Source organism: Devosia sp. (genome assembly GCF_036406155.1).
GTDB lineage: Bacteria > Pseudomonadota > Alphaproteobacteria > Rhizobiales > Devosiaceae > Devosia_A.
In genome coordinates, this window is record NZ_DASWVV010000036.1 from 1 (window position 1) to 7,641 (window position 7,641).

At 68.7% G+C, this 7,641-nt stretch carries 8 protein-coding genes; 1 reads left to right on the forward strand and 7 read right to left on the reverse strand.

Annotated features, from left to right (window positions below):
• From VGD93_RS02195 to VGD93_RS02210, 4 genes are all read right to left on the reverse strand, one after another.
• Window positions 1-1,411: TRAP transporter large permease (locus tag VGD93_RS02195; protein ID WP_395008740.1), on the reverse strand; the 1,411-nt coding region annotated here is incomplete at its 3' end.
• 22 nt (window positions 1,412-1,433) lie between these two features.
• Window positions 1,434-1,982, reverse strand: coding sequence for a TRAP transporter small permease subunit (locus tag VGD93_RS02200; protein ID WP_395008742.1), 549 nt, complete (start codon window positions 1,980-1,982; stop codon window positions 1,434-1,436).
• A 134-nt stretch (window positions 1,983-2,116) separates the two neighbouring features.
• Entirely contained in the window at window positions 2,117-2,761 is a 645-nt protein-coding gene (locus tag VGD93_RS02205) for a response regulator transcription factor (RefSeq protein WP_395008744.1), read from the reverse strand.
• Window positions 2,758-4,155 carry a cache domain-containing protein gene (locus VGD93_RS02210; RefSeq protein ID WP_395008746.1) on the reverse strand — a complete coding sequence of 466 codons (1,398 nt, stop codon included), beginning with the start codon at window positions 4,153-4,155 and terminating at the stop codon, window positions 2,758-2,760. Before VGD93_RS02210 ends, VGD93_RS02205 begins: the two co-directional genes overlap by 4 nt.
• A 187-nt stretch (window positions 4,156-4,342) precedes the next feature.
• On the opposite strand from VGD93_RS02210, the gene VGD93_RS02215 reads away from it, so the two are divergent.
• Window positions 4,343-4,549 carry a YgaP family membrane protein gene (locus tag VGD93_RS02215; protein WP_395008748.1) on the forward strand — a complete coding sequence of 69 codons (207 nt, stop codon included), beginning with the start codon at window positions 4,343-4,345 and terminating at the stop codon, window positions 4,547-4,549.
• Between the two features lie 26 nt (window positions 4,550-4,575).
• On the opposite strand, the gene VGD93_RS02220 is transcribed toward VGD93_RS02215, so the two are convergent.
• The 3 genes from VGD93_RS02220 to VGD93_RS02230 form a co-directional block, all read right to left on the reverse strand.
• The gene (locus VGD93_RS02220; protein ID WP_395008750.1) at window positions 4,576-5,364 is read right to left on the reverse strand and encodes a DUF2189 domain-containing protein; all 789 of its coding nucleotides are present in this window, start codon (window positions 5,362-5,364) and stop codon (window positions 4,576-4,578) included.
• A 195-nt stretch (window positions 5,365-5,559) separates the two neighbouring features.
• Complete coding sequence (locus tag VGD93_RS02225; RefSeq protein ID WP_395008752.1) at window positions 5,560-6,546, reverse strand: 2-dehydropantoate 2-reductase; 987 nt, start codon at window positions 6,544-6,546, stop codon at window positions 5,560-5,562.
• The coding region (locus VGD93_RS02230; RefSeq protein ID WP_395008754.1) for an AMP-binding protein at window positions 6,546-7,641 on the reverse strand (1,096 nt) is incomplete at its 5' end. The genes VGD93_RS02230 and VGD93_RS02225, both read right to left, overlap by 1 nt.

The window sequence follows — 7,641 nt, forward strand, 5'->3', positions numbered from 1 at the left end:
GCACGTTGATCTGGATGGTGGCGGGGTCGACCACCGCCGCGTTCGACTTGTAGTGCGTCACCAGTTCGGGGAAGCTGATGACGATCACCACCATCAGCAGCTGGATGCCGAGAAACGGCAGGACGCCGGTATAGATCTGCCCTGACGTGATCGGCTGGATGATGGCGCCGGTCACCCGGTCCTTGTAGGCCCGCTCCGGCGCCACCGAGCGCAGGAAGAACAGCGCGAAGCCGAACGGCGGGTGCATGAACGAGGTCTGCATGTTCATCGCCAGCATCACCCCGAACCAGATGAGGTCGATGCCGAGCGCATCGGCGACCGGCGCCAGCAGCGGGATGATGATGAAGGCGAGCTCGAAATAATCGAGGAAGAAGGCGAGGAAGAAGACCAGCAGATTGGTGACGATGAGGAAGCCGATCACCCCGCCCGGGATCGAGGTCATCAGGTGCTCGACCCAGATATGGCCGTTGACCGCATAGAAGGTCAGCGAGAACACCCGCGCCCCGAGCAGGATGAACATCACGAAGGAGGACAGCTTGGCGGTGGCGTACAGCGCCGACTTGAGCAGCTTCACGTCGAGCTTGCGATTGAGGATGGCGAGCGCCAGCGCCCCTACCGCCCCCATGGCGCCGCCCTCGGTGGGCGTTGCGACCCCGATGAAGATGGTGCCGAGCACGAGGAAGATCAGCACCAGCGGCGGCACCAGCGAGGTGACCACCCGGCTCGCCAGCTTCCAGCCGCGCAGCGTGCGGGCCTCCGCCGGCAGCGCCGGTACGCTGGCCGGGCGCAGCATCGCCATGACGGCGACGAAGCCGGCATAGACCCCGACCAGCAGCAGGCCCGGCACGAGGGCGCCCTTGTACATGTCGCCGACGGAGCGGCCGAGCTGGTCGGCGAGGATGATCAGCACCAGGCTCGGCGGGATGATCTGCGCCAGCGTCCCCGAGGCGGCAATCGTGCCCGCCGCAACCCGCCGGTCATAGCCGTAGCGCAGCATGATCGGCAGCGAGATCAGCCCCATCGAGATCACCGAGGCGGCGACGACGCCGGTCGTGGCGGCAAGGATGGCGCCGACGAAGACGACCGCGAAGGCCAGCCCGCCGCGGACCGGCCCGAACAGCTGCCCGATCGTGTCCAGCAGTTCCTCCGCCATGCCGCTGCGTTCGAGGATCAGACCCATGAAGGTGAAGAACGGCACCGCCAGCAGGGTCTCGTTCGACATCTGCCCGAAGATGCGGTCGGGGATGGCGCCGAACAGGTTGATCGGCAGCAGGTCGAGCCCGATGCCGATGAAGCCGAAGCCGAAGCCGACGAAGGCCAGCGAGAAGGCGACCGGGTAGCCGAGCAGCAGCACCACGATCAGCGACAGGAACATGATGGGGGCAAGGTTTTCGGCGATGAAGGCGAGCATGAGTCTTGCGTCCCGGGCGCGGTCAGAGTGCGGCCGCTTCGGCGTCGGCGAGCGCGGCCGGGTCCGGCATGTCGCCCCTGAGGATGGCGATGCGCTTGATCAGCTCGGACACGCCCTGCAGGAAGAGCAACCCGAACCCGATCGGGATCAGGGCCCAGACCGGCCACAGGATGAGGCCGCCGGTGTTGTTGGAGGTTTCCCCGCTCGCCAGCTTGGCCAGCACGGTCGGCCAGGACAGGTAGATGGTGATGAGGCAGAAGGGGAACAGGAAGAACAGCGTGCCCAGGATCTCCACCCAGAGCTGCCCCTTGCGCGGCAGCTGCTGGTACAGCAGGTCGACCTTCACATGCTCGCTGTTGAGCAGCGTGTAGCCGGCGGCGATCAGGAAGGCGGCCGAGAACAGGTACCATTGCGCCTCGAGCCAGGCGTTCGAACTGGCGTTGAACAGCTTGCGCGTCGTGGCATTGATGGCGCTGATCAGCACGGCCGCGAGCAGCAGCCAGGAGACGGCCTTGCCGATGACCGTGTTGGCTGCGTCGATGGCGCGCGACAACCACAGGAAGGCTGACATGACGTGTTTCCCCCCGGGCCCCTGCCGTTTCAGGCGGGCCGCTTCGGGGCGTTCCTAGGTTCGGCACCGGCCGCGGGCAAGATGGCGAAGGCGGCCACGTGCACGCGTCTACCCACAACTGGGTAGGTGCCGCCTCAGAGCTCGGACCAGATCCAGCCGTTCTCGATGGCGTAGCGGGTGAGGCCCGCCGTGGTGGCGATGCCGAGCTTCTTCTTGATGTTCTTGCGGTGCGTCTGCACGGTGGCCTCGGAGATGCCGAGTTCTGCCGCAATGGCGCGGGTGTTGCGGCCGCCGGCGATCAGCAGCAGCACGTCGTGTTCCCGCGTGGTGAGCGGGTCACCGGGGTCGCCGGGCTTGCGCTCGAGCAGCACGTCGGACACGCCGGACGAAAAGTAGGTGCGGCCCGCCGCCACCGCCTCGATCGCGGCAATGATCTCGTCGGTCGACACGTCCTTGAGGATGTAGCCGGACGCGCCGTGCATGATCGAGGTCGAGATATACTCGCGGCTGTCGTGCATCGACAACATCAGGATGCGGGTTTCGGGCAGTTGCTCGCGGAACAGCTCGATGGCGTCGATGCCGTTGAGCTGCGGCATGTTGATGTCCATCAGCACCACCGCCGGCCGCGTCGCGAGGGCGATCTCGAGCCCGGCGCGGGCCAGCCCCGCCGTGCCGACGATCTCGACGTCGCCATAGGTCTCGAGCACCGCCCGCAGGCCCGCCAGCACCAGCGGGTGGTTGTCGATGATCAGCACCTTGATGGGCGCCGTCCCGCTCATGCCGGTTCCACCGCCGCCACCGCGGGGTGCGGCGCCGCCGCGGATTTGGGCAGCATCGCCGTAAGAACCGTGCCGCCGGGGCCGCTCTTGACCAGCAGCAGGCCGCCGAAATGGGCCATGCGCTCCTGCATGTTGCGCAGCCCCAGGCCGCCGTGGCCGACGCTGCGGGTAGCGCCGCTGTCGCCGCCGAAGCCGTGCCCGTTGTCGGCGATGACCATGCGCACCCGGCCGCGCACGCCGGTGACGGCGATGTCGACGCGGGTGGCACCGGCATGGCGTTCGATGTTGTTCAGCGCTTCCTGCGCCACCCGGTACAGGGCCGTGCTCGCCTGCGGCAGCAGCGGTGCCTTGGGCACCGTGGCCTTGAGGTCGACATGGATGCCGGTGCGCTCGGAGAAATTGGCGCTGAGCGATTTCAGCGCCGCCGGCAGGCCGAGGTCGTCGAGCAGGCGCGGCCGCAGGTCGTGCGACAGCCGCCGCACCTCCTTGATGGCGCCGTTGAGCGCCTCCACGGCGCGGTCGATGGCCCCGGAGGCGTCCTCGGCGCGGCTCCTCACCTTGCGGCCGGCCAAATCGATGGCATAGCGCACCGCGATCAGGTTCTGCGAGATGCCGTCGTGCAGCTCGCGCGACAGCCGCGTGCGCTCCTCCTCCTGGGTGTTGACGATGCGCTGCGTGAGCTGCTTGAGCATGGTGTCGGCGAGGCGCCGCTGGCGCAGGTTGAGCAGCATGCCGGTGGCGGAGACGGCCAGCACCACCGGCACCGCGATCAGCGCCACGATGCCGAAGGTGTTGCCGATATTGGCGCGCAAATCGGCCTTGGCGGCGGCGGTCTGGGCGAAGACGTCGTCGAGATAGACGCCGGTTCCCAGCATCCACTGCCACTTGTCGAGGCCGACGGCGAACGAGAGCTTGTCGGCAATCTCGCCGGTCGACGGCTTCTCCCACTTGTACTGGTGCATGCCGCCGCCCTGGCGGGCCTTGTCGATGAGGTTGGCGATCACCCGGTCGCCGTCCGGGTCGACGAGGTCGATCCAGTTGCGGCCCGGCCGGAAGGTCTGGCGCGGGTGGGCGATGCTGTTGCCGTCGTAGTCGTAGACGAAGAAATAGCCGTCCTCGCCGTAGTCGAGGCTGGTCAGGATGGCGCGGACGCGTTCCTTGGCGGCCTCGTCATTCGGCCCCGCTGCCGAATAGATGCCCTGGATCGCCGAAATGGCGAGATTGGTGAGGTTGAGCAGCTCGGTTTCCTTGGCGTTGAGCATGTTGCGCTCGAACGTATCGATGCTCGTCTGCACGAGGCGCGTCGATTGCCAGGTGATCAGCGCGGTAATGGCGAGGATGGCCAGGACCAGGGGAACGATGGCCAACGCCAGGATCTGGTGCCTCAGGCTCACGGCGATAGCTCCAGTGCGGAATGCCCTTGGCATAGCGGAGGTTGGTCGCCCGATTCAAGCGCGAGGGACGGGGTGCGACGGCCGGCCGCTTCGTTGGCGCGTTCACGGCCCGCGCCGCCGGCCTTTACATATTAGATTACTCTAATATATGTTTGTGCAGGCAATCGCCCACCAATGGAGATTTCGCATGCAGAACGTTGGCACACCCGACCGCATCGTCCGCGTCGCCGTCGGGGTGATCCTGGTCGCCCTGCCCTTCCTCGCCGCCCTGTCCGGCTGGGCCTTCTGGGTGTCGCTGGTGCTCGGCATCGTCCTGATCGGCACGGCCGCCTTCAGCTTCTGCCCGATCTACGCCATGCTCGGCCTCAGCAGCCGCCGCAAGCCGCAGGCCTGACCGGCCGGGCGCGCCCCGGTCACCTGCTATTGCACGACCCGGCGATAGAGGTGCCAGGTGGCGTGCCCGAGGACAGGCACGACGATGGCGAGGCCGACCAGCAGCGGAAGCGAGCCGACGACCAGCAGCGCCGCGACGATCAGCCCCCACGCCGCCATGACCACCGGGCTCCTGAGCACGGCGCGCACTGATGTCTGGACGGCGACCGCGGCGCCGACGTCGCGGTCGAGCAGCAGCGGCACCGCCACCACCGAGGTCGCGAGCGCGACGATGGCGAACAGCAGCCCCACCAGACTGCCCCACAGCATCAGCGCCGTCCCCTGCGGCGTGCTGAGGATCTCGACGAGGAACGCGGTGAAGGTGGCGGGCGAGCCTGGCCCGAACAGCGATTCATGGAGGGACTGGGCCACCAGCAGCCAAGCGGTGAAGAGGGCCAGCAGCATGAGGCCGACGGCGGCGATCGAGGGCATGGCCGGCGAGCGCAGCACGTCGAAGACGCTCCGCCACGTGGTCTCGAGACCGCGTTCCCGGCGCCGGCTCATCTCCAGAAGCGGCAGCACCGTCACCGGCCCCACCAGCGCGAAGCCCGAGATGAGGGGGAACAGCAAAGGCCAGGCATTGGTCCCGGCGGTCCAGATGCCGAGCGCCGCCCCCATCAGCGGGTAGATCAGGCCGAGAAAGGCCAGGTGCGACGGCTTTTCCCAGAAATCGCGCCAGCCCAGCCGCAGCGCGGCACCCAGGTCGGCAAACCCGATCCTGCGCACCGCCGGGAAGTGCAGTTGCTGGTCGGCGCCCGCAAGCACATGAAACGACATGGCCATCCTCCACTCAAACGGGCAGGACGGAGCCTCGGGCGAAGCCATGCATGGCGGCCGGCCACATCGACAGCGACCTGCCGCAACAAGAATAGGTCGCTTTTGGCGGAATGTCGCCCGTTCTCCACCGGCAATCGGCGTTTGACGGCGTAACATCTTGGTGTGCGCCGGCAATACTGCGTGAAGACTTTTGGATCAAGGGCCGCCGTAGCAGCCGCGCGCGACGGCGAGGCGGCGCACCAGCGCCAGCACGACGTCGAGCGTCGGCGTCGGCTTGCCCGTCAGCCGCCCCAGTTCCTGGATGGCCGTCACCAGCGCGTCGATCTCCATCGGGCGCCCCCGCTCGAGGTCCTGGAGCATCGAGGTCTTGTGCGCCCCGACGTCCCCCGCCCCCTTGATGCGGCGGTCGACGCCGACGAGGAAGCGGGCCCCGGTCGCCTCCCCGATCGCCTGCGCTTCGAGCATCATGGCCCGCGCCACGGCGCGGGTGCCGTCGTCGGCCACGATGTCGGCGAGCGTGCTCCCGGTCAGCGCGGAGATGGGGTTGAACGACAGATTGCCCCACAGCTTGACCCACATCTCGCTGCGGATGTCGTCGCGCACCGGCGCCTGCAGGCCCGCGGCCACCAGTTCCTCCGCCAGCCGCACGACCCGCTCGCTTCGTTCCCCGGAAGGCTCGCCGAGCGAGAAGCGGGTGCCCTCGACGTGCCGGATCACGCCCGGCCGCTCGACCTCGGCGGCGGGATAGACGACGGCCCCGATGACGCGCTCCGGGCCGATCGCGTCCCAGATCACCCCCCCGGGGTCGACCGCTGCGATGCGCGCGCCTTCCCAGGGCCCGGGGAGCCGGTGAAAATACCACCAGGGCAGCCCGTTCTGCATGGTGACGACCGCCGTGCGCGGCCCCAATAGCGGCGCGATCTGGCCCAGCGCCGCCGGCAGCGAATGCGCCTTGACTGCCAGGACGACGTAGTCCTGCGGCCCGATCTCGTCGGTCCGCGTCACGGCCCGCACCTGGTGCACGCTCTCAGCCCCGCCCTCGATGAGGCGCAGCCCGTCCGCCTGCATCGCCGCGAGATGGGGGCCGCGCGCCACCACCGCGAGGTCAACGCGCGCGGCCGCGGCGAGCCGGGCCGCGAGATAACCGCCGATGGCGCCGCCACCGAAGATGACGAGGCGCATCAGGCCAGCCCGAGCTTGGCGGCGAGGCCGATCCGCTGCAACTTGCCGGTCGCCCCCTTGGGAATCTCCTCGAGAAAGACGATGCGGTTCGGCACCTTGAAGGCGGCCAGCCGCTGGCCGGCAAATTCGCGGATCTCGCTTTCGCTGGCGACGGCCCCCTCGCGCAGCACGATGGCGGCGGCGACGTCCTCGCCCAGCCTGTCGTGCGGCATGGCGAAGGTGACGACCTGCGCCACCGCCGGATGGTCCATCAGCGCCTCGTCGACTTCGAGCGGCGACACCTTCTCGCCGGCGCGGTTGATGATCTCCTTCAGCCGCCCGGTAATGCGCAGATAGCCGTCGGAATCGAGCACGCCCTGGTCGCCGGTATGGAACCACCCATGCGCGAAGGCGGCCCGGTTCGCCTCGGGGTTGCGCTCATAGCCCTGCGTCACGTTCTCGCCGCGGATCACCACTTCGCCGATGCTGCCCGGCAGCAGCAGCAGGCCGTCGGCGTCCATCACCGCCACCTCGGGCCCGGCGGCGGCGCCGACGCTGCCCGGCTTGCGGGCGCCCGGGGGAAGCCGGTTAGAGGTCATCTGGTGGGCCGCCTCGGTCATGCCGTAGGCCTCGATCACCGGGCAACGGAAGGTGGCTTCGAGCTCGGCCATGACCTGCGAGGGCAGCGAGGCCGAGGACGTGCGGATGAAGCGCAGGGCCGAGGCCGCCACGGCTTCAACATTGCGCGGCGCCCGCGCCAGGATGGCCTGGTGCATGGTCGGCACCGCCGTGTACCAGGAGGGCCTCGCCTCCTCGAGCCAGTGAAAGAAACGCAGCGCGTTGAAGCCGGGCGTGCAGAACACGCTGCCCCCGGCGGCGAGCGAGGAGAGCACCGCGGCGACCAGCCCGTGGATGTGGAACAGCGGCATGATGTTGAGGCAGCGGTCGGCGGCGGTCAGCTGCAGCGTCGCGCCGATATTGCGTGCCGACGCGGCGAGATTGGCGTGCCGCAGCGGCACCAGCTTGGGCCGCGACGTCGTGCCGGATGTATGCAGCAGCAGGGCGACGTCGTCGAGCCCGGCCGGCACCGGCGCCACGGCCGGTCCGGCGGCCTCC

Coding starts and splice junctions, on each gene's coding strand:
- VGD93_RS02200 (WP_395008742.1), bottom strand. CDS start 1,982: ATGTCAGCCTTCCTGTGGTTGTCGCGCGCCATCGACGCAGCCAACACG.
- VGD93_RS02205 (WP_395008744.1), bottom strand. CDS start 2,761: ATGAGCGGGACGGCGCCCATCAAGGTGCTGATCATCGACAACCACCCG.
- VGD93_RS02215 (WP_395008748.1), top strand. CDS start 4,343: ATGCAGAACGTTGGCACACCCGACCGCATCGTCCGCGTCGCCGTCGGG.
- VGD93_RS02220 (WP_395008750.1), bottom strand. CDS start 5,364: ATGTCGTTTCATGTGCTTGCGGGCGCCGACCAGCAACTGCACTTCCCG.
- VGD93_RS02225 (WP_395008752.1), bottom strand. CDS start 6,546: ATGCGCCTCGTCATCTTCGGTGGCGGCGCCATCGGCGGTTATCTCGCG.